At 59.3% G+C, this 25481-nt stretch carries 27 protein-coding genes; 10 read left to right on the top strand and 17 right to left on the bottom strand.

Annotated features, from left to right (window positions below):
- Positions 1–355: 355 nt before the first annotated feature.
- Entirely contained in the window at positions 356–694 is a 339-nt protein-coding gene (locus tag ACILSR_RS06520; protein WP_395748925.1) for a hypothetical protein, read from the bottom strand.
- A 247-nt stretch (positions 695–941) separates the two neighbouring features.
- Here ACILSR_RS06520 and ACILSR_RS06515 point away from each other — a divergent pair, with 247 nt between their 5' ends.
- A complete protein-coding gene (locus ACILSR_RS06515) occupies positions 942–2423 on the top strand; it encodes a hypothetical protein (RefSeq protein ID WP_395748924.1) in 1482 nt (493 codons plus the stop codon).
- 373 nt (positions 2424–2796) lie between these two features.
- Here ACILSR_RS06515 and ACILSR_RS06510 read toward each other — a convergent pair whose 3' ends face one another.
- The 7 genes from ACILSR_RS06510 to ACILSR_RS06480 form a co-directional block, all read right to left on the bottom strand.
- Positions 2797–4455, bottom strand: coding sequence for an ABC1 kinase family protein (locus ACILSR_RS06510; protein WP_395748923.1), 1659 nt, complete (start codon positions 4453–4455; stop codon positions 2797–2799).
- A gap of 70 nt (positions 4456–4525) precedes the next feature.
- A complete protein-coding gene (locus ACILSR_RS06505) occupies positions 4526–5740 on the bottom strand; it encodes a phosphatidylserine/phosphatidylglycerophosphate/cardiolipin synthase family protein (RefSeq protein WP_395748922.1) in 1215 nt (404 codons plus the stop codon).
- Positions 5741–5926: 186 nt separating this feature from the next.
- Positions 5927–7759 (bottom strand): AI-2E family transporter, encoded by a 1833-nt coding sequence (locus tag ACILSR_RS06500; RefSeq protein WP_395748921.1) that lies wholly within the window; start codon positions 7757–7759, stop codon positions 5927–5929.
- Between the two features lie 112 nt (positions 7760–7871).
- The gene (locus tag ACILSR_RS06495; protein ID WP_395748920.1) at positions 7872–8081 is read right to left on the bottom strand and encodes a DUF3185 domain-containing protein; all 210 of its coding nucleotides are present in this window, start codon (positions 8079–8081) and stop codon (positions 7872–7874) included.
- A 138-nt stretch (positions 8082–8219) separates the two neighbouring features.
- Positions 8220–8342 carry an entericidin A/B family lipoprotein gene (locus tag ACILSR_RS06490; protein ID WP_395748919.1) on the bottom strand — a complete coding sequence of 41 codons (123 nt, stop codon included), beginning with the start codon at positions 8340–8342 and terminating at the stop codon, positions 8220–8222.
- Positions 8343–8429: 87 nt separating this feature from the next.
- On the bottom strand, positions 8430–8732 hold the full coding sequence (locus tag ACILSR_RS06485) for a hypothetical protein (protein WP_395748918.1): 303 nt from the start codon (positions 8730–8732) through the stop codon (positions 8430–8432).
- A gap of 202 nt (positions 8733–8934) precedes the next feature.
- Positions 8935–9282: a hypothetical protein gene (locus ACILSR_RS06480; protein ID WP_395748917.1), complete on the bottom strand. Its 348-nt coding sequence runs from the start codon at positions 9280–9282 to the stop codon at positions 8935–8937.
- Positions 9283–9465: 183 nt separating this feature from the next.
- On the opposite strand from ACILSR_RS06480, the gene ACILSR_RS06475 reads away from it, so the two are divergent.
- Positions 9466–9633, top strand: coding sequence for a DUF1328 domain-containing protein (locus ACILSR_RS06475; RefSeq protein WP_395740903.1), 168 nt, complete (start codon positions 9466–9468; stop codon positions 9631–9633).
- Positions 9634–9849: 216 nt separating this feature from the next.
- Here ACILSR_RS06475 and ACILSR_RS06470 read toward each other — a convergent pair whose 3' ends face one another.
- On the bottom strand, positions 9850–11352 hold the full coding sequence (locus tag ACILSR_RS06470; protein ID WP_395748916.1) for a phenylacetate--CoA ligase family protein: 1503 nt from the start codon (positions 11350–11352) through the stop codon (positions 9850–9852).
- 115 nt (positions 11353–11467) lie between these two features.
- Positions 11468–11848, bottom strand: coding sequence for a peptidase inhibitor family I36 protein (locus ACILSR_RS06465; protein WP_395748915.1), 381 nt, complete (start codon positions 11846–11848; stop codon positions 11468–11470).
- A 146-nt stretch (positions 11849–11994) separates the two neighbouring features.
- Here ACILSR_RS06465 and ACILSR_RS06460 point away from each other — a divergent pair, with 146 nt between their 5' ends.
- The 3 genes from ACILSR_RS06460 to ACILSR_RS06450 are packed head-to-tail and all read left to right on the top strand — an operon-like array spanning position 11995 to position 12993.
- The gene (locus tag ACILSR_RS06460) at positions 11995–12324 is read left to right on the top strand and encodes a transcription elongation factor (RefSeq protein ID WP_395748914.1); all 330 of its coding nucleotides are present in this window, start codon (positions 11995–11997) and stop codon (positions 12322–12324) included.
- Between the two features lie 22 nt (positions 12325–12346).
- On the top strand, positions 12347–12637 hold the full coding sequence (locus tag ACILSR_RS06455; RefSeq protein ID WP_395748913.1) for a hypothetical protein: 291 nt from the start codon (positions 12347–12349) through the stop codon (positions 12635–12637).
- On the top strand, positions 12634–12993 hold the full coding sequence (locus ACILSR_RS06450) for a hypothetical protein (protein ID WP_395748912.1): 360 nt from the start codon (positions 12634–12636) through the stop codon (positions 12991–12993). Before ACILSR_RS06455 ends, ACILSR_RS06450 begins: the two co-directional genes overlap by 4 nt.
- 426 nt (positions 12994–13419) lie before the next feature.
- Here the strand turns inward: ACILSR_RS06450 and ACILSR_RS06445 are convergent, their stop codons facing one another.
- Positions 13420–13650, bottom strand: coding sequence for a glycine zipper 2TM domain-containing protein (locus tag ACILSR_RS06445; protein ID WP_395748911.1), 231 nt, complete (start codon positions 13648–13650; stop codon positions 13420–13422).
- 192 nt (positions 13651–13842) lie between these two features.
- Between ACILSR_RS06445 and ACILSR_RS06440 the strand changes: the two genes are divergently transcribed.
- From ACILSR_RS06440 to ACILSR_RS06420, 5 genes are all read left to right on the top strand, one after another.
- A complete protein-coding gene (locus tag ACILSR_RS06440; protein WP_395748910.1) occupies positions 13843–14136 on the top strand; it encodes a hypothetical protein in 294 nt (97 codons plus the stop codon).
- A gap of 138 nt (positions 14137–14274) precedes the next feature.
- Positions 14275–15522, top strand: coding sequence for an amidase (locus ACILSR_RS06435; protein WP_395748909.1), 1248 nt, complete (start codon positions 14275–14277; stop codon positions 15520–15522).
- Between the two features lie 7 nt (positions 15523–15529).
- A complete protein-coding gene (locus ACILSR_RS06430; protein WP_395748908.1) occupies positions 15530–16303 on the top strand; it encodes a tetratricopeptide repeat protein in 774 nt (257 codons plus the stop codon).
- Between the two features lie 135 nt (positions 16304–16438).
- The gene (locus tag ACILSR_RS06425; RefSeq protein ID WP_395748907.1) at positions 16439–16804 is read left to right on the top strand and encodes a four-helix bundle copper-binding protein; all 366 of its coding nucleotides are present in this window, start codon (positions 16439–16441) and stop codon (positions 16802–16804) included.
- A 321-nt stretch (positions 16805–17125) separates the two neighbouring features.
- Positions 17126–17614, top strand: a complete 489-nt coding sequence (locus ACILSR_RS06420) for a hypothetical protein (protein ID WP_395748906.1) — start codon at positions 17126–17128, stop codon at positions 17612–17614.
- Between the two features lie 342 nt (positions 17615–17956).
- Here the strand turns inward: ACILSR_RS06420 and ACILSR_RS06415 are convergent, their stop codons facing one another.
- The 6 genes from ACILSR_RS06415 to asnB all read right to left on the bottom strand — a co-directional run bounded on the left by ACILSR_RS06415 (position 17957) and on the right by asnB (position 25250).
- Positions 17957–20248 (bottom strand): ATP-binding protein, encoded by a 2292-nt coding sequence (locus ACILSR_RS06415; RefSeq protein WP_395748905.1) that lies wholly within the window; start codon positions 20246–20248, stop codon positions 17957–17959.
- Positions 20245–21234: a SpoIIE family protein phosphatase gene (locus ACILSR_RS06410; RefSeq protein ID WP_395748904.1), complete on the bottom strand. Its 990-nt coding sequence runs from the start codon at positions 21232–21234 to the stop codon at positions 20245–20247. Before ACILSR_RS06410 ends, ACILSR_RS06415 begins: the two co-directional genes overlap by 4 nt.
- Before the next feature lie 38 nt (positions 21235–21272).
- On the bottom strand, positions 21273–21677 hold the full coding sequence (locus ACILSR_RS06405) for an anti-sigma regulatory factor (RefSeq protein ID WP_395748903.1): 405 nt from the start codon (positions 21675–21677) through the stop codon (positions 21273–21275).
- A 22-nt stretch (positions 21678–21699) separates the two neighbouring features.
- On the bottom strand, positions 21700–22053 hold the full coding sequence (locus tag ACILSR_RS06400; protein ID WP_395748902.1) for an STAS domain-containing protein: 354 nt from the start codon (positions 22051–22053) through the stop codon (positions 21700–21702).
- Positions 22054–22123: 70 nt separating this feature from the next.
- Positions 22124–22987: an STAS domain-containing protein gene (locus tag ACILSR_RS06395; protein ID WP_395748901.1), complete on the bottom strand. Its 864-nt coding sequence runs from the start codon at positions 22985–22987 to the stop codon at positions 22124–22126.
- 283 nt (positions 22988–23270) lie between these two features.
- Positions 23271–25250, bottom strand: coding sequence for an asparagine synthase (glutamine-hydrolyzing) (gene asnB / locus ACILSR_RS06390; RefSeq protein WP_395748900.1), 1980 nt, complete (start codon positions 25248–25250; stop codon positions 23271–23273).
- Positions 25251–25481: the final 231 nt, after the last annotated feature.

Genomic DNA, 25481 nt, shown 5'->3' with positions numbered 1-25481 from the left:
CCGGGGGTTTGTACGGCTGTCTATGAATTCGTTACCCGCATTGCCCTCGGCCCCATCAAACCGAGGACGTGTCCGAGACTTCAATTCATCGTCCCATTATTTGACTCCTCAACATTTCTTCTCCTTATCCGAATCTCTTGTTTTGCACCTATAAAAAAGGTGGGCGTGCGGCCCAAGGAGGACCCACGCCCTTGATCACTGCCATTGCTCTCGTCGGTAAAGTCGAAACCAAATCAGTGGTCACATTGCTTTCGTCGATGCGGAAGCCTGCGGATGCCTTGCTCCCGATGCATGTTGCATTTCATCGTCTGGCTTTCAGTCGCCTGACATCTCTGCCAGGGATCTGAAACCGTGATTAATCTTCATCGATCACAACACGGTTCACCACGCGTGCATTGCCGTCCATGTCGTAATAGACTTGCACCGGTGTTCCCACCTTCACGCGGGTTGGCAGGTCCGTGGCGGAGATCACCCGCCCGTTTTTCGTTTCATAGATCACCTTTTTGCCGTAGCGATAGGTGACCGGGCCCGTGGTTTCTTTCACCACGATGTTTGTGTCCGGTGTAAATTCAGAGATCACGCCACTCCCATAGGTGACAGCTCTGGTGGTCGTCGTCGTGGTGGTGGCCTGCTGGGCGTTTACTGCGGCTACACCCAGGAAGGTGCAAGCAAGAATCAGATTGGTGGTTTTCATGACGGTACGTTTAGGTTTAGTGTTTTGCCTGCCATCAAAGACTGATGGCTGTGCGTGGGAAAGTTCGCGACGTCCTGCACGACTAGACGTCAAAATGCGAACACCTGATGCTCGCTTCGGAAATCTGGAGATCAGAGATCGCCATGAACTGCCCCCCTTCCATCCTTTGGAATTCTGCCTCCTTACCCCCATGGCAGCATTGCCCCCGAGGGCTGCGGGTGTGCGCCTTTGCGTATCTCCCCGTACCATGAAACCTTCACACTTACCTTTTCTCTGCATCGCTCTTCTCTCTTTCACAGGCGTCGTGACTGCTCAAAACACCGTCCCCCGCCCCAGGGAGGTCGTTCCTTCGACAAACGACTCGGATGTGGTGCCAAATGGCATAGTATATTATCGCGGACATCCCTACTTGATTTACAACGGTCGAGCCGCTCAGATCAATCACGCCCTTGTCCCCGACGGCCAGGTCCTCACGGAGGATGGTAATCTCGTCCCGCAGCCTCCGGAATATGTCATCGCTTCCACAGATCCGGGTCCTGTAAAAGACGGCATCATCTTCTCTCGCGGCCAGGCCTACCTCATTCGCAAAGGACTCGCCACTCGCATCACACAGGCGCTCATTCCCGAAGGAAAGGTGCTTTCCCGTGATGGCCGGCTGCTCCCTCTTCCATCGGACTTCAGCGGCTTTGTTTTGGAACGGAACCCCAACGGCTCCTCACCGCAATCTCCGGTATCCGTGCCCGGGCAGCAGGCCCTGCCTGGCCAGTCCGGAGTTCCCGATACAGATCCCGGCGGCTTCCGCGGCTCTCCCCGTATAGCCCCCAGCGTCAACGGTTCCACGACTACGGTCGGCACCGGTACCGCAGTGAATGTTAACGGACAGGCTACTTCTCCCGGCACTGGCAGCGCTGCAGTCGGCACAGGCGGAGGCGGATACGTAGGCGACGGCGACACCTACGTGAATACAGATGGCAGCGTCATCGTCGCCCCTGGTGGCCGCCGCTTCGCCGCAAATGGCGCTCTCCTTCCTCCTGGTGGCGCGCAAACTACCGCAAGCGGCACCATCAACAATCAGGTCCCGGTAGGAGATGCTCAAACGGGCGTCACAGTCAATCCCACGGGCGCTGCTGCGTTAAGAAACTCAAGCGGAGGAGTCAGAGTGAATTCCTCTAGTTCAGTTTCAGTTCCTAGCGGAACCGCGGGCGGCGGCGCATCCACAGGAATGGGCGGCGCGAATGTCAATGGCGCGGCCAATCTCTCCAATAATCGCACCGCCACCAATACCAACAGTACCACCGCCGCCCCGATCACCAATGGCACCACCAGCGGCACAACCGTGGCTCCCACAACCAATGGCACCACGAGCGGCGCGACCGTCGCCCGAACCACCAACGGCTCTACGACAGCAAATACCGCTGGCGGCGTGACGGCCAATACAGCAGGCGGTGTTCCCGCAACCACCGCTGGCGGCGCTCAGGCCACAACCGCAGGTGGAAAACCAGCGACCACGGCTGGCGGAGTTCCCGCCACGACTGCAGGCGGCGTTCCTGCCACCACCGCAGGCGGTGCTGCCGCGACAACCGGCACCACCTCAGGTGGAACCTCGGGCGCAACCTCCGGAGGAACTTCCGCCGGCAGCACAGGCGGCGCTTCAGGTGGTTCCCCTGGCGGAGTCTCAGGCGGTGCCGGTGGTGGTGCCACCAGCGGCGGCGCCTCTCCCGGGCGTTGATAAGCGCCCTTCTCTTCAAAAGGCGGCTGAGTTCCAGCCGCCTTTTTTGTATTCTCGTCTTCCGCTGGAAGAACATCTGTACCCATCAAGCAGACGAATTCACCTCGGTTCGTCACAAGGATACCACCAAGTGCGCAAATACGTTGCGAGACGCAGCATAGGCCAGTCGCACCTCATCCGTAGCTCGTTTAGCAGAGGGGCAGGATAAAACGGGCTGCGTTGAATCCCGATCTGACAACGCACAAATCAAACCTAGATCTATTTATCCGCCCCTCACCACGAGCTCCAGTGACGTTCACTTCTCACTTCGTGCACCGAATCTCAAAAAGGGCACATCTCCACACATCGTGGTATCTACCCCACCTTAGGCTCCCTACCTTTGCGTGCGGTCACTCCTCACGATCTGCCACGCCAGCGTCAGCCCGCCTCCCGCAGCCAGGAAAAAGAACAGCATCGCCACTCCGGGATACCCAAAAACTCGAAACGAAGTCTCCACCCTCATCAGCAGCGCCGCACCCACAATCAGCGATGCTAAAATCAGCCCCAGCGTGATCCGGTTGGCGATCTTCTGCAGCGTCGTGATCACCAGGTTTTCATTAAACGTCTCCACCTTCATTTTCAGCTTGTTCGTCGAGATCAGATCCATCAGCTGATTCATCCGCGAGGGCAGGCGCTCCAGAAACTCCTTCGCCTCCAGCATCAGGCCAAATAGATTCCCAGAGGAAAAGCTCTTCAGCGCCTGCTCATGCAGGATTTTCGCCGCATTGCGCCGCACTGACTCATTCGGGTCAAACTTTGGCGACAGCGTTCGTCCCACCAGGTCCAGATTTAGAAGTGTCTTGCCCAGCAGCGTAAACTCTGGCGGCACCCTCAGATGGCAGTCGCCTGCGATTCTCTGCACTTCCAGCACCACCCGTCCCACCTGCAAATCGTTCAGGTTCGCCGTACGCTGCTGGCTCACGATGTCAGCGATCTGGCGCTTAAACGCCAGTGCATCGTAGTCCTCGTCCGGCTGCCCCATCTTTTCCGCCACTGCCGCCGCCTGGTCCCCGTTCCCTTCGCTGATTCCCAGCAGCAGCTTCAGCAGCAGATCCTGCATGTTTCTGCCCACACGGCCCACCATCCCCAGATCCAGCAGCGCGATGCGATGATCATCCGTCAGAAAAATATTCCCCGGATGCGGATCCGCATGAAACACCCCCACTACCAGGATCTGGTGCAGGTAGGCCTGAAACAATTCTTCCGCCAGTCCATCTCCATCGATCTCCACTCGGATCAGCGGACTGAATTTCGTGATCTTCTGCCCTGTCACATGCTCCATCGTTAGCACTCTCCCGCTCGAGTAATCCTCCACCGGGGCGGGCACCAGTATCCGTTTAAACGCGCCCAGATGCTCCCGCATGAGCTGCAGGTTCATCGCCTCCAGACGGTAGTCCAGTTCCCGCAGCATCGACTTTCGCAGTTCCTCCACGATCTGCACGAGCCCATACCGCCTCCCCATGTCCGTGTGTGCTTCCAGAAAGGTTGCCAGTTCCGTCATTGCGTCCAGGTCTTCGGAAACATTCTGCCTTGCATCAGGCCGTTGGATTTTCACCACCACCTGCTGCCCGCTGCGCAGCACCGCGCGGTGCACCTGCCCCAGAGACGCCGCCGCAATGGGCACATCTTCAAATTCCGTAAACGCCTTCGACACTCTCGCCCCCACTTCCATCGCCACGATCGCCTGCACCTGTTCAAATGGAAAGGGCTCCACCCCATCCTGCAGTCTCGCCAGCGCCTCCCGATACCCCTGCGGCACCATGTCAGAGCGCGTGGACAGCAGCTGGGCCAGCTTGATGTAGGTCGGCCCCAGCCTCTCCACATCCTTCGCCAGCTCTCGCGCCTCCATCGGCATTGGCGGAGGCGGGGCAAATGGCAGCGGATCATCGATCACCGGTGCGTTCTTCACCAGATCGCCATGACCGTATTTGTAAAACAGCATCAGCAGGTCACGATAGCGCTTCAGGTTCGCAGGCTTGAGAGATAGGCTCATGATTGATAGGGGTGATGGATGATGTTCCCATCATGCTATCGAAGCAGAGCGCTTTTTCGGCTTGGCAATATCACGCCGAAGCCTCGCTTCCCCTGCGCGTCTCCTTGTTTTTGTCTCCTGCACGGGCTGCCGTTCTCTCTTTCTTTTGTACAAACAACTGTGCCACTCCCAGGTCCAGCCGCGTGAAAATCAGCCGGGCCACCTTTTGCTTCAGGCGCTGCCACCAGCTGGATGCTTTCTTCCACGAGAGTGGATGCACCCTCACACTGTGTCTGAGGTCCCGTTCAAACGTGCTCCTCGCCAGCCGAGCCAGCTCCGCGCACCGGATTCTCAGCATAATCTCAAAGTTAATCCCCAGACTCCGCGGGTCCATGTTGGAAGATCCGACATACACGATGTCATCCACCACCACCACCTTCGCATGCACCACCTGCGGCTGGTATTCGTAGATTTCCGCGCCCCTCCGTTGAAAATTGGAGTACAGCGCCCGCGCCGCCACCTGCAGGAGGGGCACATCACTCTTCCCTGGCAGCAGCATCTGGAAATGCCGGGCCACCTTCGCCGCATGCAGCAACATCCGCTTGAACTTTCCCACGGGCAGAAAGTACGCCATCGTTATGAAGACTTCCTTTGCATGCAGCAGGTCGCCCCGCAGCGCCCGCTGCAGCGCTCCCTGCTGCAGCCCCGGTCGCGTCAGCAGCAGGGACACATCCGCCCCCTCCTGCATCCATCCGCTGCGGCTCTTCCTCCGCACCCTCCAGATTCGATTTCCCGCAATCTCCACCTGCGCTTCGAAGGCCTGGATCAGTTGTTTCACCACAGGCCCTCTTACCGAGATCCCTCCGTCCCGCCATCCCGTGGCAACTCCATCTCCGTCATACTCGGGCGCGATGTTGCACCCGCCCATGAATGCCATCTCGTCATCCACCACCAGCAGCTTTCGGTGATCCCTGAACGACCAAAACCTCCAGCGCACGGGATTAAACCACACCAGCTTTCCGCCCAGCTCCGTCATCTCCTTGAAATAGTTGTGCGGCAGCCCCCAGCAGCCCACGTCATCCAGCATCACAGTCACCTTCACTCCACGCCGCGACGCGTCCGTCAGCGCATCTCGAAACCTCTCTCCCACCGGCGAGGCGCGGAAAATGTACTGTTCCAGCAATATTTTGCTGCGCGCACCGGCCAGTGCCTCCAGCTCCGCCTTGAGAAAATCTTCACCTGTGTCATGCCAGCCAAAGACATGCCCGTCTGGAGTGCTGAGTTGCGGTTGTGTTTGCGCATGCATTGGCATGTGAAACGAACGGCATGTTGATTCCTTCTAGACCAGTTCTCGAAAAGATTGTCACATTGAACTGGCGAGCGCATCGGCCCCGGTACCGCCTGCTATTGAAGAATAACAGGCAAGCGACTAACGCAGCCTATGGGGCCGCTCCTCCGTCCTTGCAATCTGACAAGATTTTTGAGAGTTGGTCTATGCCAAAAGTCGCGCAAGGATTTCCCGCGCTTCTTTAAGCGAAGATGCCACCCAGGTGGCGCCCGCCTCGCGCAGCGGTTTAGGATCTGACGGCTCCTGCCCCGGCAGCGTCCAGTGGCATACCAGGATCTTGAGCTCGGGAAGCTTCCCGCGCAGCCTCCGGCAAAGCGTCTTGGCATCCAGCTGCGCCCGCAATGGCAGCGCGCTTATGCACACCGCCGCGGGTTTCTTAGCTTCCAGTTCCTTTACCAGTTCGCCGATCAGTCGCGGCTCTGCAGCCACCTCGAGCGCCAGCCCCTCAGGAAGCATCAGCGCCAGCATTTCCAGAGCCTGTGCATCCGGCTCTCCATGCAGAGCCCGGCCATAGACATTCACCACCGGCGCATTGCTTCGCACTGTTTCTCCATCCTTGCTCACATCTTTCTTTTTCTGCTCCTTCTCCATCGCTTCTTCAGCCTCCACTCTCAGCAGTGCGGAGGAACTGCGCATCCCGGCGTATATCTCCTCCGCCTCGTCCGTATCCAGCTTGCCCAGCACCTCTTCACGACGTGTCAGCGCCAGCGCCGGCAGCGCGATGCCGTCCATCGTGGCATCCAGCCCGTCCTTCCGCAGCGACTGCTCCAGCAGCTCCTGCGCCGCATCTTCATTGCCCGCCAGCTGATACTGGTAGTAGCTCAGGTGCGGCTGCGGCAGCGGATTCTCTCCCATCAGGATGTCCACCCACTCAAAAGACGGCGCATGTTTGCAAAACACCACAAAGCACACGGTCAGCGGCGTCGCCAGCAAGAGCCCCACCCCGCCCCAAATCCACGTCCAGAATGCGATCGCCAGCAGCAGCGCAAAATCAGAGATGCCAACGCTGTGCCCATAGAGCAGTGGCTCCACCAGCATGTTTGTCAGGAGCTCCAGAGTAACGATGAAGCCTATCACCACCAGTGTCTGCGACCAGCCGTCGGACATCGCCAGACTCAGCCCCACCAGCAGCGCCGCCACCATCCACGCACCGACGTATGGAATGAAACGCGAGATCGCCGCCAGCACTCCCCACAGTAGTACATACGGCAGCCCTATCACATGCAGCCCCAGGCTCAGCACCATCCCGTACGACGCATTCACGGACCCTTGCATCAGCAGGTACCGGCTGATCCGGTCTCCAGACTCATCCATCGCCTTCGTCGTCAGCGTCAGCCTGCTATATCCTACAAGCCTTGCCACCCGCTGGCTGATGTCGTTCAGACGCAGCAGCATGAAGACCACAAAAAGTATCACCACTGTTGCCATCCCAAGTCCGTCCGCGAGCGTGGACACCGCCATGTTCAGCACCTTCACCATGGCCGGTTCTCCGCTCGGCGGCGGCGCAGGCATCGGAGGGGGAGCCGCCTGCCCGACTGGCCGGGTCGCTGGTTCTTCTCCAGTCTCTGTCGTGCTCACTCCGGCCTGGCTTCCACCGCCTCCGCTCATGTCTCCCACCATCTGGCGCAGCCGCTGGATCTCTCGATTGTCCCCCAGCTTTTTGAATGAATCCACATGTCGCTGGATGTTTTGCTGGTGGTTTGGCAGGTCCTTCGCCAGGCTCGCCAGCTCCCCGCCCAGAAGCCAGGCCACCATAGCCAGCGTCGAAAAGCAGGCCACTGTTACTATTCCCAGGCTCAGCATTCTAGGGATCCCCCATCGGCACAGCCGCTTCACCATCGGATTCAGCAGAAAGGTAAACAAACTCGCCAGCGCCAGCGGAATAAGAATGTCCCGCCCCAGGTAAAGTGTGGCGATCACCAGCAGCGCGCTGAAGAACTTCAAGAAATGCGTCAGCGTGCGGTTGAATGTATCCATGGCTAGATCGGTCGATCGGTTGGTCGGCGTTGCAGAGCGTCCCGGCCTGTCTTATTCTCCCTCTGCGCCGTTGCCGGATGGGTGCATTCCATCCGGCTGCACGCCTTCTCTTCTACTTTCCCTTCGAGCTCACCAGCAGCACAATGCCGCCGATCAGCGCTATCCCTCCGAGCACCGGGGGAAGCGGCACCGTATGCTTCTTTTCTGCGGTCACCTGGATCGGTCCCAAGTCCACCGCCTTCTCTGTGGTGGTGTATGAGAATCCTTGGTATGTCAGGGCGACGATGCCGATGGCGATCAAAATAATGGCGATTGCTTTCATGGTGCTGTGTGAACGGAATAGGTTTGTCTGGCTCAAAAAATGAGTGGTGTCTGATATGCGACTAAAATGAAAAGAGCGTTGTGAAAAGCCCTCTCAGGCTTCCGCAGCAACGCTCTCCTGGATCAAGACCGTCGTTGTTTAGCGAGCGGCATGCTCGATATGGCCGCCGACGTGCTCGACGTCCTGGCCGAAGCCGCGGACCGTCCGGCAGCTCGTGGCTGCAAAGGACCAGACGGCAGACGCGAGAACAAGAAGTACCATGCGTGTAGAGGATGTTTTCATAGGTTTGTTGTAGTTGTGTGTGGGTGTGTTGGGAATTCGCGGCAGCCTCTTGAAGGCGCTCCGCCGTTATTTCTTTTCGGCATCGACCTTGGCTTTCGCCGCAGCAGCATCGGCTTCCGCCTTCTTCTTGTCTGCGTCCAGCTGGGCCTGGTCAGCTGCCTGCTTGGCTTCGATGTTGGCTTTCTCGATCTTGGCATTGATGTCCGCCTGCTGTTTCGCCTCTTTGGCCGCAGCGTCCACAGCATCCTTTTGGTGGTCGATCGCCGTCTTGGTGGCATCGGTCTGGTTGTCGATGGCTTGCTTTTGCTTGTTGCAGCTGACGCTCATCAGAGAACCTGCTGCGAGAATGACGAAGAGAATGTTTTTCATGGGTTTTAAGGTTGGTTGAAGATTTATCGAAGATGCCCCCCTTCCCGGATGGGTTTATTCTTCACCACTTTATTCTCCAGCACTCTCAGGCATTCCCCTACCATCACTGCAACCTCGCATGTTACCTTCTGGTATCCGGCCCATTTTCATCCGGCAATGCCGCTCCCCTCCCTCACATTCGACGCCTCCCAGCGCCCACTCCTTACTTACCCACCTTCGATACCGCCTTCGTTACAGCAGTCGGAACCGTCAGGCATTTCTGCTCCGCTGGGATCACATGATTGATCACCTCCTCAATCCACTGCCTTGAAGCCTTCACCGTACCGATCTCCAGCTGAGTCGGCCCCACCACACGGTACTGCGTCGTCAGCTCGATCGGCGTCAGCTCCCCATGCAACTCCAGCACTACGAATATCTCCTCCGCCACGCTGTTTAGCCGCAGTTCCAGGATGCGCCCAAAACGCTTCAGCCCGTAATGATTCGCAAACCATTTCGCCAGCCCCTGTAGGGCCGCATCCTTCATTCGGCTGGCAAAGTTTTTGAACTCCATGCGATGAGATCGTTTTCCGTCCTCCCAGTCGGCTGCATGCCCCTTCTCTTCGCCAAAAGATATTTGCCCACCACCACTTGCCTTCACGGGACACGATGGCCTCGCCCCCATTTTTCCACTATGTCATACACCCATCTGCGCCACCCGCTGCGAATCTATCAACAACAAACAAAAGGAGACAATATGTTATCTTGGGCTGTTACCTTCCTCATCATCGCACTCATCGCGGGCATCCTTGGCTTCGGCGGCATCGCCGGCACAGCCTCTGGAATCGCCCAGGTGCTCTTTACACTCTTCCTCATCCTCTTCCTCATCTCCCTCGTGATGGGCCGCAGGGTGCCGAGAGTTTAAGACAAGCACCTCTCACGAAGAGTCATATCACCTTCCCCGCCATCCACAGGCACTCCCGATAGTCATGGCGCTGATGCCCCGCATCAGCGCCATAATTTTTGGTTCCCACTCACTGTCGCTCCCGGTGCTGACTATGGGGAAAACCATACCTCACAAATTCCCCACCCAAGTCACAGCGACTCTCTCCATACCGCGGCACTCCGATGAAGTAACACCTCACACCTGCACCGCTGCCTGCGCGAAATCCTCCGCCACCTGCCGCATACCTCCATCCAGGTCCTCTGGTATCCCCACGCGGCTTATCATGCGCCGAAACTTCGCGGTATGCACGTCCGTCAACAGCCTCGGCACACTCTCGATGCGGATGTCCAATTCGTCACGCAGACCCACCAGTGCCAGCCGTTCATCCAGCCTTTTCCGAGCCGACACCACATCCGCCACTGCACCCGGTATCGGCTCCAGCCGCACCACGATGCTGTTGCGCTCCACCTGCTCCGCCTGCCACTCCCGCACCTCGCGCCGATAGTCAAACGCATGCTGAAAAGGGTATGCTGTCAGCGGCCGGAATCCAGTTCCCACACGCACCCAGAAAAAATCCGCTGCGCGCCCCACGATCTTTTCGATTTTCGGCATGCGGTTGCCGCACGAGCACGGTTCCGTGGCCATCACCAGCCTGTCACCGATTTCATATCGGATGAACGGCTGAACCGTGTTGGCCAGATTAGTCAGCAGCACCTTGTGCCCAAGTTCTCCGGGAGGCACCGGCCGGTTTTGTTCATCCACCACTTCCACGATCGCCCAGTCCGCATTCACATGCGCACCCGGCCCCGCTGGACACCCGTTCGTTAAAAACATGCACTCCCCAGCGGCATAGTTGTCCATCACCGGCACCCGAAATGCCTCGCTGATTCTCCTTCGCGCAGGCACGGTCAGCGTTTCACTCCATGTCACCACCTGCCTCAGTTTCGGAAGCCGGAACTGATCGATCTTCAGCGACAGTAGGTCCAGCGTTGTCGGTGTGGAGCTCAGAACGTTCGGGCTGAAATCATTGATCTTGTTCACCAGATCAGGGTCCGTCCCGGATACAAACAAGAACTTCATGAACGCATGCATGTACTGCGGCAGTCGCTTCCACACCCACGCCGATGGAAAAAATCCCTGTTGATTGATCACCACCGCCAGCCGTGCGGGCTCACGCAGGATGCACATCGCATCAATGAGTCCCATAAATCCTCCCCTGTGCCCGTAGTGCCCCCGCGTCATCTGAAAAGCAAACAGCAAATCCAGCACCCGCTGGTTCTGCACGATCAGCGTCGGCTGTCCCTGGCTCCCAGACGTGTGAGAAACACTATACTTCCCCAGAAACGGTACCGGTACATTTCGGCTGTCTTCAATGAATTCTTCCACTCCCGCGCGGCTGATCGCGGGGTCCGTCACTACCTGGTCAAAGTGCGCCATCATCTCCGACTTCGTCGTTACTGGAAGCACCGCCAAGTCCGCGGTTTTTACATCCAGGTGCCGGAATTTTTCGCGGTAGAAGGCAGACCGTACACTCACCGTCTGCAGCAGTTCCCGCAACCTCCCCTGCTGCGCAGCCAGTACCTTTCTTGGGTCGGCACGCGTCGCCCGAAACTGCGCCCCGGTCCAGTAGGAGCGCTCGATGCATCGCAAAATATTTCCTCCGGAGGTGCTTTGCGGCGGAGGCAGGTTGTCTTTCATGGCCTGGGTGGATTGAGTTGCGCCGCGCTCATGCCAGTACATGCGCGCGGCGCTCGGATGGGAAGATCGGTCGCATCTGACAGCGCAAATGCAACTTTCGCTTGAACAGGCCTTCTCAATAAGGCGGACGGTCAAAGATCTTGATCGACTCTGCTTGGTCGTTCATATCGCCCAGGTTTCCGGTCGTGGTGTTCGGTCCGATCACCATGCTCTGGTCCCGGAAATCTTTGTCTTTATACAGCACGATCCAGCATCCTGGCCCCGTCTGCACACTGCCGATCGTGTTGTCCCAGTCACGCCCCTGCAACATTTTCAGGCTGGAATACGAAGATGGTCCCGTCAGTTGAAGCACACCGCCCCGGAAGCCGGGATGTTCATACACGTTCGCGTAGCAGTTCGGATTGTAGTACGCTGGAGAGGTGTTTGGCAGATGACCGGCGCAGCTTGTGAGCGCCAGCCCGATCGTAGCAATAAGAGCAAGAGATTGGAGTTTCATTTGGATAGGGGGGGTTAGCTTTCCTTCACCCTCCAATCGGCTGATTCATTCGCTGTGGATGGAAGAAAATCCTTCCCTCCCAGCAGTCTCCTTCAGTCGCACAGAATTCATCCGTCCGCTTCTCTCGCGAACTTCGAAACACAGGCATGCCAGGGAAACCCGCCATAGAGCAAGCACATCGCGACCATTTGGGAGGAAAGTCCGCCTACACCCTGGCCAGTAAATTTGTTCGCGAAGAGAGCGATCTCTTTCGCAAAGGCGCCCATGGCGTGCGCTACACCCGGCAGGCGATCGTCATCGGCCTTTCAAAAGACCGCCGCGCAGGTTTTCCCCTGCCTCTGCAGAAATCTGGCCGCGTCTCTGAAAAGACACGCCACAACGCCATGCTCGTTTCCGCGAAAAGCCGTATGCCCCGCACCAAGCCCGTCTCCCGCAGGCGATTTGCTGCCTTCACCCGCGCTGCACGCTCTCAATGATACCACATTCCACCATAATCCTATGAATACAGAAGCCCCCATCAAACCCGCCGAAGACTTTGTTCATCGTCTGGTGAACGACGCCGAGTCCATCGCACGCAATGATCCCGCCAAAGCCATGGCCGCCGCGCTGGGTATCGGAATGTTTCTCCACATTGTCCCCACCCGCTTTCTCGTCGCCAGTGTCACGGCTGTAACGCTCACCGTATTGCGCCCCGCGCTGCTCACCCTCGGCGTGGTGAAAGCTTTTGAACTCTGCTCCGCCAATCCGGAGACCTCCACACCAATCAATCCTCAAAACTCCGTCCTATGAACGATCCCTCCTCCATTCCTCCCACCGATGAAGAAACTCCCGCACCAAAGGCGGCGAATTTCCTCAGCCAGATGGAGACCCTTATCCGTCGCCACCCCGTCACCGCCGCCTTGACCACGCTTGGCTTCGGCTGCGCAGTCGGCATTGTCGCCCGCGAACTTCTCACTCCGCCTCCCCCAAGGCATCGCGCTCTCCAGATCCTCGAAGACATCCAGAGCCGACTCTCCGACATCGCCGAACCCGCCTACGACCGCGCCAGCGATCTCGCGGACGATGGAATCTCCGCTGTCAAACGCGGCCTAAATGCAGTCAGCCACACCAGCCTCGGCCACCGCCTCCTCCACCTCTTCTCCTAGTTATCGGCCCCTTCCCGTACTCCTCAATAGAAACGGCGCTGAACACCAGCGCCGTTTTTTTATTTCCTTGATTGCCAAACTCCAAAACGACCACCAACCCCTCACAAAGGCACAGCCTCCATTCAAACTTGTGAATGCAACCATGATCGAACCCGGATCCAAATGCACGCCGCAGGATCTAGACGGGATGACATCATCGGTCAGCCCCACCGCGCTGCAGTAGCAGGTTTATCCGGATCTGGCGCCGCCCCCATCAGCTCGTGCTTGCTCTATCGCACTAGACAGACGTGTTAACCATGCCGCGTCCTCTCCCTCCTCAAACCATATAATATATCATCAATGGAATATCCCCTCGCGGCACCGCCCGGCTGCGCTGCCGTTCTATCCGATCATTTTATGGCACAAGATGCCATCAATTAGAAATGATCAATGATAGTACCGATAGTGGCGACGGTCTCGCGCCCCACCGATCATGTTTCCAGCCAGCGCGCCTAGGCCAGCTCCCACGGCTACGCCTCCCAGGTCACGGCCGATCAATCCGCCTGCCACCCCGCCGCCTACGGCGCCAATGACAGTGCCTCGGCGTGCAGCAGGACCGTTGCTGCAGGAGGAAAAGGTGAGTGAAGTGCACATCAGTGCGAGAATGAGATTTTTCATAAAAGTTGGGGCGTAGAGGGTTGGCGCAGTATTGTATTCTGCACTTGGTAGATCGCCCCTCAAACGTCAGGCGGCTGTATGACCACGCCCTCAGGCCCGCTGCTCGTCCGGACTACGCCATTGTTTGCAAACGATGCAGCCGCCTGCGCTACCAGCGCCGAATTCAAGGCACATCTCAAAACCCCACGCTTCATGAAAACATTCCAGCTCGTCCTCATGGTTTGCGCATTCGCACTCTCCTTCTCTTCCTGTGTCGGTCCTGTCTATCCTGTCGGAGGTGTTGGTGTCGGTGTTGGCACCGGATATTACACTGCCCTTCCCCCCGCCTACCGCGGCCCCTACTACCATCAGAACAACCGCTACTACTACGGTGGTCGTTACGAGCCCGGCCGCTTCCCCTACAACGGTCATTACTACAACGGACGCTACTTCCATGGCGGTCACTATCTCTACGGCGGCCGCCATTACGGCCACATGCACCCCTGATGCTTCTCCCCTCTTTCAGGCGGCAACAATGCATCCGCCTTTGCTTCCGCCCCGTCATCTTTTGCTACAGCACCGTCCCCCTGCTCTTACCCGATGAAAATGCACCCTCGCAGCAGTCTCCCTTGGTTCCTGTCATACATGCTGCTCGCACTCTTCATCAATGGCTGCGCCGTGGAGGCACGGCGCGCCAGGCACGCTAGGCAGCATGCCTTCATCAATTACCACCCGCTCTCCATGGAAGACACCGGCCGCCTCCGCCTCGCAGTGAAGGATAACATCGACGTCAAAGGCTACGTCACCACTGCTGGCTCCGCCTTTCTTGCAGGCAGCAATCCTCCCGCTGCTCGCGATGCTCCCTGCCTCGAGATCGCAAGGGAGCGAAATGTCGCCATCGTCGGCAAAACAAATCTCACGGAATTCGCTGTCACCGTCTCCGGAGAAAACACCCACTTCGGCACCCCGCGCAATCGCTTCGATGGCCGTCACGAGGTCATTCCCGGAGGGTCCTCCAGCGGCTCCGCGGTCGCAGTGAAGACGGGCATGGCGGACATCGCATTCGGCACAGACACTGCGGGCTCCATCCGCGTGCCTGCCGCATGCTGCGGCGTCTATGGACTGAAGACCACCTTTGGCCTTGTCCCCATTCAGGGTGTTTTTCCCATTTCCCCCAGAAACCTCGATACCGTCGGCCCTCTCGCCAGGGACATCCCCCATCTCGTCAAAGGAATGGATCTGCTGCAGCGCGGCTTCGCCTCACGCTATGCCAAAGCCGTCGCCGCGAAGCCCTCAGCCCGCCAGATCAAGATCGGCCGGCTCTATCTCGATGGCACCGACGCCGCCATCGACAAAGCCATCGATGAAAAACTCGCCGCCAAAAACTTCCATGTCGTGCGCCTGCCTGAATCCTTTAAAAAACAATGGGAGCAGGCTCAGAAAGACGGCAAGGTCATTGCCGCTGCGGATGCCTGGCTCAGCGACCGCCAGTACAGCGGCCAGAAAGGCGTCAGCATCCTCACCAAGGCTGTCTTCGCACTCGGCGAAGTCGAATACCACACCAGCTATGCTGCCGCCCTCGGCCGCCGCGCGCAGTGGCAGCGCACCCTGCGCGATGTCCTCAGGCACGTGGACTTCATCGCCGTTCCCACCCTGCAAACCCTTCCGCCTAAATTCCCCTTCTGGGGCTCCAGCGTCGTCTTTGAGCTGCGTGTTTTCGGCATCCAAAACACCGTCGGCGTCAACTACGCCGGCAATCCGGCTCTCGCTGTTCCAGTCAAGCTGCCGTCCCACAAGAAAACCGTGCCCGTGACCAGCCTCCAGCTCGTTGGTCGTCCCAAGGGCGAAGCCGAGCTCCTCAATGCAGGCCGCATCCTCGAATCCAAATCATGACCACGCCATGCATTTTCCAGCCTTCCTCCGCTTGCTCTGCGTTGCCTTCACGCTCGTAGTCCCTCTCTCCCTCTCCAGCGCTCAGACCTTCGAGGAACTCATCGCCAAAGGAGACATCTATGACACCACCTTTGAGGCAAACCGAGCGCTGAATTACTACCTTCAGGCCGAAAAACTCGCTCCCGAAAACGTCCCCCTGCTGCTCCGCATCGCGCGTCAGTACCGTTATCTCCTCTCTTCCGCCCGCTCCAGCGAGGAAAAAATCCGTTACGGCAATTCCTCCCTCGGCTATGGCCTTCGTGCAGCAAAGCTCGCCCCTTCAAACTCCGAGGCCCAGCTCTCCCCCGCCATCACGTATGGCAAAATGCTTCCCTACGAAAGCAGCAAGATCCAGGTCGAAGTCACCCCGCTGATCAAGGCCGCAGCGGACAAGGCTATCCGCCTCGACCCCAAAAACGACACCGCCTGGCACGTGCTCGGGCGATGGCATCAGGTGCTCGCCAATGTCGGTGCCGTGAAACGCGCCCTAGGCGGACTCATCTACGGCAAGCTCCCCGTCACCACCAACGAGGCCGCCGTCAAATGCTTCGTCCAGGCCATCGCCATCAATCCCCGCCGCCTCCGCCATTACATCGAACTCGGCCACACCTACGCACAGATGGGCAACACAACCGAAGCCCGCCGCTATCTCGAAAAAGGTCTCGCCATGCCCAACAAAGAACACGACGACCCCGAGCTCAAAACCAAAGGCCGCGAGACCCTCGCCAAGCTCCCCCCTTAACGGCCGCCTCATCGGACAACCATCAGCCCTTTCGTCGCTCTGTCATTCGCCCCGGCACTCCTTCCGCCCCTCAACTACCGGCCCACGCTGCTCTAACAACAGCCAGCCACTGTCAACTCCGCCTCTCATCCTGTCATGATCAATCAAACCGAGGACCTCGCCATGGAGCAGTGCATCAAACACTGCCTCGACTGCCACCACATCTGCTTGGAGACAGCCATGCACCACTGCCTTCAGACCGGCGGCCGGCACACCGAGCCCGTCCACTTCCGCCTCATGCTCAACTGCGCGGAAATGTGTCAGACCAGCGCCAATTTCATGCTCAGCAGCTCAGATCTCCACCACCTCACCTGCGGCGTCTGCGCCGAGATCTGCTCCCGCTGCGCAGACAGCTGCGCCGAAATCGGCGAGATGGACGCCTGCGTACAGGCCTGCCGCACCTGCGCTGAATCCTGCCGCCGCATGTCCACGCTCAACGCCATCTCCACCGCCGTCATGTGACCCGGCCCCGTGCCCCCGGAACCGCGGCACTCCCATGCCGCCTCCGGATCGCCGCTTCCAGCGAGTGGCATTTGAAAACCTTTGTGGAGAGGAAGTAACCGCAATCTCCCTCACATCTGCCTCATTCCTCCACAAGCCCGGCCATGCATCTCGCTTCAATCTTTAGCAGATTCATTTCGCGACTGGCACATCTCATGGGAACAACTTGGATCGGTCCAAACATACATTCGCCTTTCAACACCACCCTCCTACCCTCTCCTCAGGGTCCTGCCTTATCCGCCACATGCACGCAGACGCATCTCTAGCTCCGATCTACGGGTCATGAAAACCTCAACACTTATCCTTCTGGCTTTCGCCGCAGTTGCCTCATACTCCGCCGCGGAAGATAAAACCCCCGCCAAAACCACCGGCGAAAAACCCAAGAGCATGCTGCAGAAAACCGAAGAAGCCACGGCTGCTGCTGGCCATGCCCTTGTAAATGGCACCAAAAAAGCCGGTCGCGCACTCGTCGATGCCGTCACCCCGGACTCCGATGCTCAAAAGGTCGATGTCAGCGTCAGCGACAGCGACATCTCCCTGCCCAAAAAACTCACTGCGGGCAAGACCGCCTTTCTGGTGAAAAATACCGGCAAGGAAAAGCACAACTTCCACATCCAGGGCAAAGGTGTGGACGAAAAGTTCTACATGGACATCGCTGCCAATGACACCAAGGTCATGCACGTCCAGTTGAAGCCCGGCACCTACCAGGTCACCAGCCCCAGCAAAGAGAAACAGGGCGACTCGATGAAGCACACCGTGACTGTCGAGTAAGCATCAGTCTCAATCGGCACCGTCACTCTGCTTCGGCACAATACCCCCAGGAGGTCATGGCAAGTCGCCATGACCTTCTTTTTGTGCAAGTTCCGCACCCTCCATACCGGTTTGGATGAGTTGGCATGTCTTCATGAATGAATGGAAGTCTTCATGCCAGCCTCAACTGGAGAGCTGCTGCTGAGAACCTGAACTCAAGGTGTTTTGATTCTGAGGATGACGGAATCACAAACGAAAAGTTGCCGGGCCTCGGCGAGGCCACCTTGGTGCACGCCGTATCGCTCAGGAAAGCAAATCCAACACTCCGCTACCTTTGACATTGCCACTTCTTTTCAGCTCCCTTCACCCCCGCCGCTCCACATTCACCAGCGCTCGCAGGGCCTCCGTCAGCACCTGAAAATCCACCGGCTTCGTCAGATGCGTGGCAAATCCCGCCGCCCGCGTCTGCGTCATGTCAGACTCCATCCCATATCCGCTCAGCGCGATGGCCGGCGCATCAACGAACTCGCGGATGTCCTTGAGGAGGTCCAGCCCGGAGCCGTCCGGCAGCCCTAGGTCGCTGATGATCACATCGAAGCTGCCTTCCCTCGCCAGTTTCACGGCCTCCGCGCAGTTGCTCGCAGTCGTCACCTCATAACCACGTCGCAGCAGCAGCCGGCTCAGACTCCACAGCGTGTCCGCATGATCATCGATCAGCAGGACCCTCCCCGTCGTCTGCGGCTGCGTCTGTGCGCTGGCGCTGCTCAGCCTCGTGCTCGCGTCCGTCTCGCCCAACACACTCGTCAGGGGCAGACGCACAAAAAAGGTCGAGCCCAGGTCTCGCCCAGGGCTTTTCGCCTCCACCGTGCCCCCGTGCTTGAGTACAAAAGTCTTCACGATCGCCAGCCCCAGGCCCAGGCCGCCAAAGCTCGTCATCCCCTGCACGCTGCCTTGCTCAAAGGCGCTGAAAATGCTTCCCAGCATCTCCGCCTCGATCCCGCGTCCGTTGTCATTCATCGTGATCAGCAGCGTGTCTTCGTCCTCCACGCTCGTCGTCACTGTGATGTCTCCTCCCGATGAGGTGAATTTGATCGCATTCTTCAGAATGTTCCACAGCACCTGCTGCAGCCTTGCGGGATCCCCTTCCACCACGCTTTTTTCCGCCTCCAGGTTCACTTTCAGCCGGTGCCCGCGCTGCTCCACATCCGCACGGCAGATCTCCAGCACGTTGCGCACCATGGCGTGCATGTCCACCGGCTCCGTGGCAAAGCTCAGGTTCCCTTTGATGATCCGGTGGAAGTCCAGCAAGTCGTCAATCAGCCGCGTCTCCAGCTGGATGTTCCGCAGCACCACCGCGATGTCCTCCCGGAACGCCTCTGGCAGCCCCGGGTTTTCATGCAGCCCGGAGATGATGCTCAGCACCGGGTTCAGCGGCGTGCGCAGCTCATGGCTGATCATCGCCAGAAACTTGTCCTTCGCCTCGCTCGCCGCCTTCACGCTGTCGAACAGCCGCGCATTGTCGATCGCTATCGTCGCCTGCGCCGCAATGCTGACCACGATGCGCTCGCTTCTTTCGGTGAAGATGCCCGGCTCTTCGCTGCCAAAAATCAGCACCCCCAGCACGTTTCCATCTGCGTCCTTCAGCGCCACCGCCAGACAGCTCCGCAGCTTGAAACGTGGAGCCAGCGCCTCGGCAAACTGCGTCATGCAGTTCGGGCCCGTCTCCTGCGAGAAGTCCGGGATGTGCACCATGCCCCGCGCGCCAAAGGCCTCGCCAAAAAAATCCGCCTGCTGCACTTCCGGCAGCTGCTGCAGCACATCCGCACGGGCGCCCGCATTGGCATACCTCTCCCATCTCGCCGTCTCCATTCCGCACAGGTAGCAGGTGCTGATCTCCGCGGCGGTCAGCTCCGTCGTGGCCGTGATCAGAGCGTGCATCACCGCCGGCAGATCCATTTTCGAGGCCAGCAGCAGTCCCACGCGGTGCAGCGTGTCCAGTTCATCGTACAGCGCCAGCACTCCCGCGTTCGTCTCCTCCAGCTCCTTGTTCATCCGTGCCAGATCATCCTGCCGGTGGTTGATCTCCTCCATCACCGCCAGCAGCTCCTTGTTCTGCTGCTGCACTTCAAAGATCACGCTCGCCGGCTTCGCATCCTGGGGTTCCATCGCGGCCGCCAGCGCACGCAGTTCCGTTATGGTTTTGCGCGGCAGGTTCGGCGCCAGGTTCTTGCGCAAGGTCACCCGGCTTCCTTGGGAGGAGGAGTCGATGTCCACCTCGTCCATCAGCCGTCGCGCTCCCAGAATTCCCAGTCCCAGCCCCGTCGCGCTTTTATAGCTTCCGCTCAGCACCACGCCCAGGTTGGAGATGCCCGGCCCTTGGTCCTGCACGTCGATGACCAGCGTCTGCCTCCGCAGATTGTGCCTCAGCTTGCCGCTCGTGTCCGTCTCCACCGAAAACACCGCCCTGCCACCTCCTGCATACTGGTACGCATTGCGCACGATCTCCGAGACCGAAGTCGCAATCCGCACCTGCGTCTGCGCGTCAAATCCCAGCGTGGAGGCCAGATGCCGCGCCTGCTGGCGGCACGTCACGATGTCCGGCTCCGTCTCGATCGTCACGGTCGTCAGCGTAATGATTTCGACGTCGTTGTTCATGGCTTTCGGAATCCCAGCGTGGCCACAGTAGCATCATCCGTCGTCCGCGCATGATCACGATACAATATTCCCGCGACCAGGCTCGGATGCCGGTGCGAGATGCCCGCATACCGGTCCAGCCGCCAGTGGTTTTTGATGCCGTCGCTCGTCATCACCAGCAGGGATTCTCCCTCCCACGGATAGCTGAACTCCTGGATGCGTGAGCGCACCGCCCCCAGCGTCCCGTTCATGGATACCATATGCGTGTTATCCGCCCTCCCCGGCTGTGAAATATATCCCGCGATGTTTCCCACCCCCGCATAGAGCACCTTGCCCTGCGCCGCGTCCACCTCGGCCACTGCCACCGCCGCTCCCCGCGTCGCTTTCAGCATGTCGTGGATCTTTTCCAGCAGGTCAGGCAGCTGCGCCCTCGGCTCCGCGGTAAAAACCTTGATCGCCGCCTGGGACGCCTCCGCTGCATTCGGCCCATGCCCCAGCCCGTCTGCCAGCAGCACCCGCACCCGCCCGTTCCCCAGGTCCAAGTGTGCTCCCGAGTCTCCGCAGACTTCCTCTCCCTTCACCGGCACATTCACCAGTCCAAACTGATGCTTCGGCATCCGCATCACCGGATTGCACGCCACAATGCACATCAGAGCCGTGCCAACCCCCGCCTGCGAGTGCACCTCAAAAAATTCCGAAGCCCTCCTCACCACCCCGAGCCCGATGCCAGACGTTCCGGCTGTGGAGTAGCCATCCCTCAGGCACTCGTTGAAGTTCGCATTCCCCGGCCCGCGGTCCAGGCTCAGCACCTCCACCGCCTCCGATCCGCGCCCCTCCGCCAGCCGCAATACCAGACAGCCTCCTTGCGTGGTATGAAGCACCAGGTTCCCCGCCAGTTCCGTCACCACCAGCGCAAGCTGTCCCTGCAGGTCCTTGCTGCAGCCGTTCTGTTCCGCCCAGATCACCGCCTGCCTTCGCGCCTCGCCCGCCTGCGATCTCTCGACCACGGTGAAAAACGCGGACCGCCGCGTGCTTGTCGGAAAAATTAGCGCCATTTGGTCGTCGTGATTCGTGTTCCCTCTCCCACGACGGAGTGAATGTCGAAGTCACTCACCAGGCGCTTCGCTCCGCCCAGTCCCAGGCCCATGCCCTTCCCGCTCGTAAAGCCGTCTTTCAGCGCCTGCTCCACATCCGGGATGCCCGGCCCGCGGTCTTCAAACACCACCCTCAGTCCCGTGCGCACGCCTTCCTGCAGCTGCTCCAGCCGCACCTCTCCACCTCCTCCGTAGATGAGAAGATTGCGCGCCAGTTCGCTCGCCGCCGTCACCACCTTCGTCTGCTCCACCAGGGAAAACTTCATCTCCACCGCCCACTTGCGTACATTCTGCCGCACATAGACGATGTCGTTCTCCGTCGTCACCGGCTGTACTTCGCTTTTCAAAATGGGCATGACAGGGAGGTGGGGTGGAGGTTCAGGCTCGCTGCAGCAGTTCCATTCCTTTGGACACATTCAGTGCGGTCAGGATGCCTGGCAGCGACAGCCCCAGCTCCACCAGCGTGATCGCCACCGCGGGCTGCATGCCCACCACCACCGTCTTCGCATCCAGCACCCGGGACATGGACGAGATGTTTCCCAGCACACGTCCGATGAATGAGTCCACCATCTCCAGGCTCGAAATGTCAATCAGCACTCCTCGTGCCCCCGTGTCTGCGATCTTCGCCGTCAGGTCGTCCTGCAGCTGAAGCGCCAGCCTGTCATGCATGTCCACCTGGATCGTCACCAGCAAGAAATTGCTCATGTGCAATATGGGTATGCGGTCCTGCATCTGCGTTGCTCCTTGTGTTGAAAAGATAGGGTTAATATTCGAAAGACTCCGGCATGCTCCTGCTTTCGTCTCAGGCCTTCGGCGCATCTCCCTTCACCACGCGGTGCCCCGTGCGCAGCAGCGCCGCCTTCAGCGCCTCCGCCATCGTTGCCTTCGTCATAACCGCGCTCAGGTCGATCGCCAGGTGCACCATCGTCTGCGCGATCTGCGGCCGGATGCCGCTGATGATGCAGTCCGCGCCCATCAGCCTAGCCGCCGCCACCGTTTTGAGCAGGTGCTGAGCCACCAGTGTGTCCACCATTGGCACACCCGTGATGTCGATGATCGCGATCTCCGAACCTGTCTCTACGATCCGCTGCAGCAGCGACTCCATCACCACACTCGTGCGCGAGCTGTCCAGCGTCCCGATCAGCGGAAGCGCCACAATTCCGTCCCACATCTTCACCACCGGCGTGGAGAGCTCCAGCAGCTCCTCCTGCTGCCGGCGGATCACTTCCTCCCTCGAGTTCTGGTACACTTCCGTGGTGTACAATCCCAGCTTGTCCAGCAGCGCAAAAACTCCGATCGACTCATCGATCAACAACTCCGGATCCTTCTTTAACTCCACGCGTAGCTGCGCCAGCAGCGGCTCCTTCAGCGAGAAAATGAACGTCGCCGTCTCCGAAGGCGAAAAGCCCATGCGCTCCCGCTGCCGTGCCATCTCTCCCAGCAGCTCCAGCGTCGGCGCCCACGCCGCTGCCTTGATGTCCCCTGCATCTCCGCTCTGCACGCTGCGTTGCAGTTGATTCAGAAAATCTTCCGACTGCTTGCGCAGCTCAGTATCTTTGATCAGGTCCGCCCGCGCTCCACTGCTGGCCAGCTGCTGCCGGATCCATTCCTCCAGAATCAATGGCTTCGATTTTTTCAGGAGATCAGGGAGGCGGTCGGTGCTCATAATTCAAAGAGGAAGAGTTAAAGTGACAATGTACTCAGTAAATCGACAGCTAAGGTGTTTGTAAAGAATGCTTTTGTACACCATGCCGTCACCCTGATGCCTCTAACGCCGGAGAGCTTCTCTATATCCACGCGTCGCATCCCGAAGTTGGGCCTTCGATGCATTCGCATGCCTTCGCATTTTACACGGATTCCCTGCGTAAATCACAGATTGGGTCCCAAGTGGGCATGTCTATCATTTTTCTTCCCGTAGCTTCCCGTTGCGGGTTTCCCTGATACGCACATCAGGCCGCCATCAGCCGCGCATCCGGTCGCACCACCTCCGTCGGCAGCTCCGCCAACGCGCCATCGATGAACGTGTGGTGCCATAGCTGCGTGGCCACCACCGCTGCAAGCCCCATCTCGACCGACAGCCTCGGTACCGATCCTGCACGCATTTCGCGGAAAGCCTTGCGCCAGTACCACACCTCCTTGGCGTCAAAGTAACCCGTGCGCCGCAGCGACTCCTCGCTCAGCAGCTCGCTCACAAATTGCGGCTCCGGATCCAGATGGAAGCTGTCCAGCGGCGCGCGGAAGATCACCTTGCGCCGGTTGTAGATCTCAGGCGGCAGCCAGCGCTCCGCCAGCAGCCGCAGCAGGTGCTTGTCGCGGAAGCCCTTCAGCTTCCAGCGCGGGGCCAGCCGTGAGGTGAAATCAAAGACCTCTTCATCCAGGAAAGGATAGCGTACTTCCACGGAGGAATTCATCGCCACGCGGTCCCCCTTCGCCTGCAGCAGATGCCCCGCCAGCGTCACCCGCGCTCCCACCCACAGACTCCGGTTGATCGGAGACCACTGCTTCGCGCGCTCCAAATTCATCCCCAGCTCAGACCACGGCCGCGCGTTTCCCACCGCCGTCTGCATCTTCTCCGAATAAAACCGCAGCTTCGAAAGTCCCAGCACGCCATAGGAGTCAATCCAAGCATTCGGCCCGCCTACTTCATCCTCGGTGCGCTGCCGGAACTCCGCCGGATACTGCGGAACCTTGTTCATCCGCAGAAACGCGCGCCGCGCCATGTCGCTCAGCCTTACTCCCGGCACCGCATCCATGAAGCCAAAGATTTTCGCCACCTTGTACCACGGGTATCCCGCCAGCCATTCGTCCGCCCCCTCTCCCGTCAGCACCACCTTCTGCCCGCAGGAGTGCACCTTGCGCGCCAGCATCATCAGTGCCGCGCAGGAGGTGTCAATCACCGGTGCCTCCGCCGCATGGATCAGCTCCGGATAGCTCGCCAGCGCATCCTCCGCGCGGAATTCCTGCACGATCGGCGGCTTCGTGCCGATGTGTTTCGCGGACACATTCGCCGCGCTCAGCTCGTCCAGCGCCGGATCATCCACGCGGATCGTGTACGTGTTGATCGCCGGTCCCTTCAGCTTCGTCGCCATCGCCACAATCATGCTGGAGTCCAGCCCGCCAGAGAGGTACGCACCCACCGGCACATCGGCGCGCAGTCGCTTTTCCACCGCCTGCAGCATCAGCCGCTCAAATTCATCCACCAGCTTCGTCGCATCCGTCTCTGGATTTTCATCGCCTGCATTTGGAAAATCCATCTCCCAGTAGGGACGCACCTGGATCTCCATGTCTCTCCCGGGCGTCACCTGCAGGTAATGCCCCGGCGGCAGCATCTGAATGCCCTCAAAGCACGTCACCGGCCCCGGCATCGCCGCAAAGGTGAAGATGTGGTCGATCCCCCGCATGTCCGGCCGCGCCGTCACCATACCAGAAGCTAATATCCCCTTGATCTCGGAGGCAAACAGCAGCCAGTCCCCCTGGCGCGTCCAGTACAGCGGGCTGATGCCAAACCGGTCCCGCCCCAGGTTGAGCTGCCACCGTTTCATGTCATACACGGCGATCGCAAACTGCCCGCGCAGCCGCTCCCACATCCCTTCCGCATGGTCCTCCCACAGGTGCGGGATGATCTCCGTGTCACAATGTGTGCGCAGCTGGTGCCCCCGCGCGGCCAGCTTCACCCGCTGCTCCTGGTGGTCAAACAACTCCCCATTGAAGACCACGTGCGCGCTCTGGTCTTCGTTCGTCATCGGCTGCTGTCCGTCAGCCAGTCCCACGATGCTCAGCCTGCGCGATGCCAGCGCCACTCCCGGCCGGATGAAAAAACCTTCTTCATCAGGGCCGCGATGATGCAGCGCACGCGACATGCGCTGAATGACGCCTTCCGGTACGGGCCTCTGCCCTTTGAGATCCAATGCTCCTGCGATGCCACACATGCCTTCATTACGGATTACAAGCCGCGCGCGGCCTCAAGAAAACTTGCGTCCCGAACCGTGAGCACAGCCTTCTCATGACTTTGCCTGTCAAGCTTATCGGAGAAACCACCACCCGTTTATGAAAATCAACGGACATCTGCGCTCCTGATGGCCGCATGAGGCGAAAACCTCACTTTTTTTGCCCAATCGTCAGTCCGTGAAGGCCAAGCCCCGGCGCAGTTCCGAATAGGC

This window comes from Prosthecobacter sp., from assembly GCF_044222565.1.
Classification (GTDB): domain Bacteria; phylum Verrucomicrobiota; class Verrucomicrobiia; order Verrucomicrobiales; family Verrucomicrobiaceae; genus Prosthecobacter.
Note: the sequence above shows the minus strand (reverse complement) of the source record. Positions and strands in the feature narration are given on the sequence as shown.

Bases quoted from the DNA above. Each gene is read 5' to 3' on its own strand.
- ACILSR_RS06520 (WP_395748925.1), bottom strand. From the start codon at position 694: ATGAAAACCACCAATCTGATTCTTGCTTGCACCTTCCTGGGTGTAGCC.
- ACILSR_RS06515 (WP_395748924.1), top strand. From the start codon at position 942: ATGAAACCTTCACACTTACCTTTTCTCTGCATCGCTCTTCTCTCTTTC.
- ACILSR_RS06510 (WP_395748923.1), bottom strand. From the start codon at position 4,455: ATGAGCCTATCTCTCAAGCCTGCGAACCTGAAGCGCTATCGTGACCTG.
- ACILSR_RS06505 (WP_395748922.1), bottom strand. From the start codon at position 5,740: ATGCATGCGCAAACACAACCGCAACTCAGCACTCCAGACGGGCATGTC.
- ACILSR_RS06500 (WP_395748921.1), bottom strand. From the start codon at position 7,759: ATGGATACATTCAACCGCACGCTGACGCATTTCTTGAAGTTCTTCAGC.
- ACILSR_RS06495 (WP_395748920.1), bottom strand. From the start codon at position 8,081: ATGAAAGCAATCGCCATTATTTTGATCGCCATCGGCATCGTCGCCCTG.
- ACILSR_RS06490 (WP_395748919.1), bottom strand. From the start codon at position 8,342: ATGGTACTTCTTGTTCTCGCGTCTGCCGTCTGGTCCTTTGCAGCCACG.
- ACILSR_RS06485 (WP_395748918.1), bottom strand. From the start codon at position 8,732: ATGAAAAACATTCTCTTCGTCATTCTCGCAGCAGGTTCTCTGATGAGC.
- ACILSR_RS06480 (WP_395748917.1), bottom strand. From the start codon at position 9,282: ATGGAGTTCAAAAACTTTGCCAGCCGAATGAAGGATGCGGCCCTACAG.
- ACILSR_RS06475 (WP_395740903.1), top strand. From the start codon at position 9,466: ATGTTATCTTGGGCTGTTACCTTCCTCATCATCGCACTCATCGCGGGC.
- ACILSR_RS06470 (WP_395748916.1), bottom strand. From the start codon at position 11,352: ATGAAAGACAACCTGCCTCCGCCGCAAAGCACCTCCGGAGGAAATATT.
- ACILSR_RS06465 (WP_395748915.1), bottom strand. From the start codon at position 11,848: ATGAAACTCCAATCTCTTGCTCTTATTGCTACGATCGGGCTGGCGCTC.
- ACILSR_RS06460 (WP_395748914.1), top strand. From the start codon at position 11,995: ATGCCAGGGAAACCCGCCATAGAGCAAGCACATCGCGACCATTTGGGA.
- ACILSR_RS06455 (WP_395748913.1), top strand. From the start codon at position 12,347: ATGAATACAGAAGCCCCCATCAAACCCGCCGAAGACTTTGTTCATCGT.
- ACILSR_RS06450 (WP_395748912.1), top strand. From the start codon at position 12,634: ATGAACGATCCCTCCTCCATTCCTCCCACCGATGAAGAAACTCCCGCA.
- ACILSR_RS06445 (WP_395748911.1), bottom strand. From the start codon at position 13,650: ATGAAAAATCTCATTCTCGCACTGATGTGCACTTCACTCACCTTTTCC.
- ACILSR_RS06440 (WP_395748910.1), top strand. From the start codon at position 13,843: ATGAAAACATTCCAGCTCGTCCTCATGGTTTGCGCATTCGCACTCTCC.
- ACILSR_RS06435 (WP_395748909.1), top strand. From the start codon at position 14,275: ATGCTGCTCGCACTCTTCATCAATGGCTGCGCCGTGGAGGCACGGCGC.
- ACILSR_RS06430 (WP_395748908.1), top strand. From the start codon at position 15,530: ATGCATTTTCCAGCCTTCCTCCGCTTGCTCTGCGTTGCCTTCACGCTC.
- ACILSR_RS06425 (WP_395748907.1), top strand. From the start codon at position 16,439: ATGATCAATCAAACCGAGGACCTCGCCATGGAGCAGTGCATCAAACAC.
- ACILSR_RS06420 (WP_395748906.1), top strand. From the start codon at position 17,126: ATGAAAACCTCAACACTTATCCTTCTGGCTTTCGCCGCAGTTGCCTCA.
- ACILSR_RS06415 (WP_395748905.1), bottom strand. From the start codon at position 20,248: ATGAACAACGACGTCGAAATCATTACGCTGACGACCGTGACGATCGAG.
- ACILSR_RS06405 (WP_395748903.1), bottom strand. From the start codon at position 21,677: ATGCCCATTTTGAAAAGCGAAGTACAGCCGGTGACGACGGAGAACGAC.
- ACILSR_RS06400 (WP_395748902.1), bottom strand. From the start codon at position 22,053: ATGCAGGACCGCATACCCATATTGCACATGAGCAATTTCTTGCTGGTG.
- ACILSR_RS06395 (WP_395748901.1), bottom strand. From the start codon at position 22,987: ATGAGCACCGACCGCCTCCCTGATCTCCTGAAAAAATCGAAGCCATTG.
- asnB (WP_395748900.1), bottom strand. From the start codon at position 25,250: ATGTGTGGCATCGCAGGAGCATTGGATCTCAAAGGGCAGAGGCCCGTA.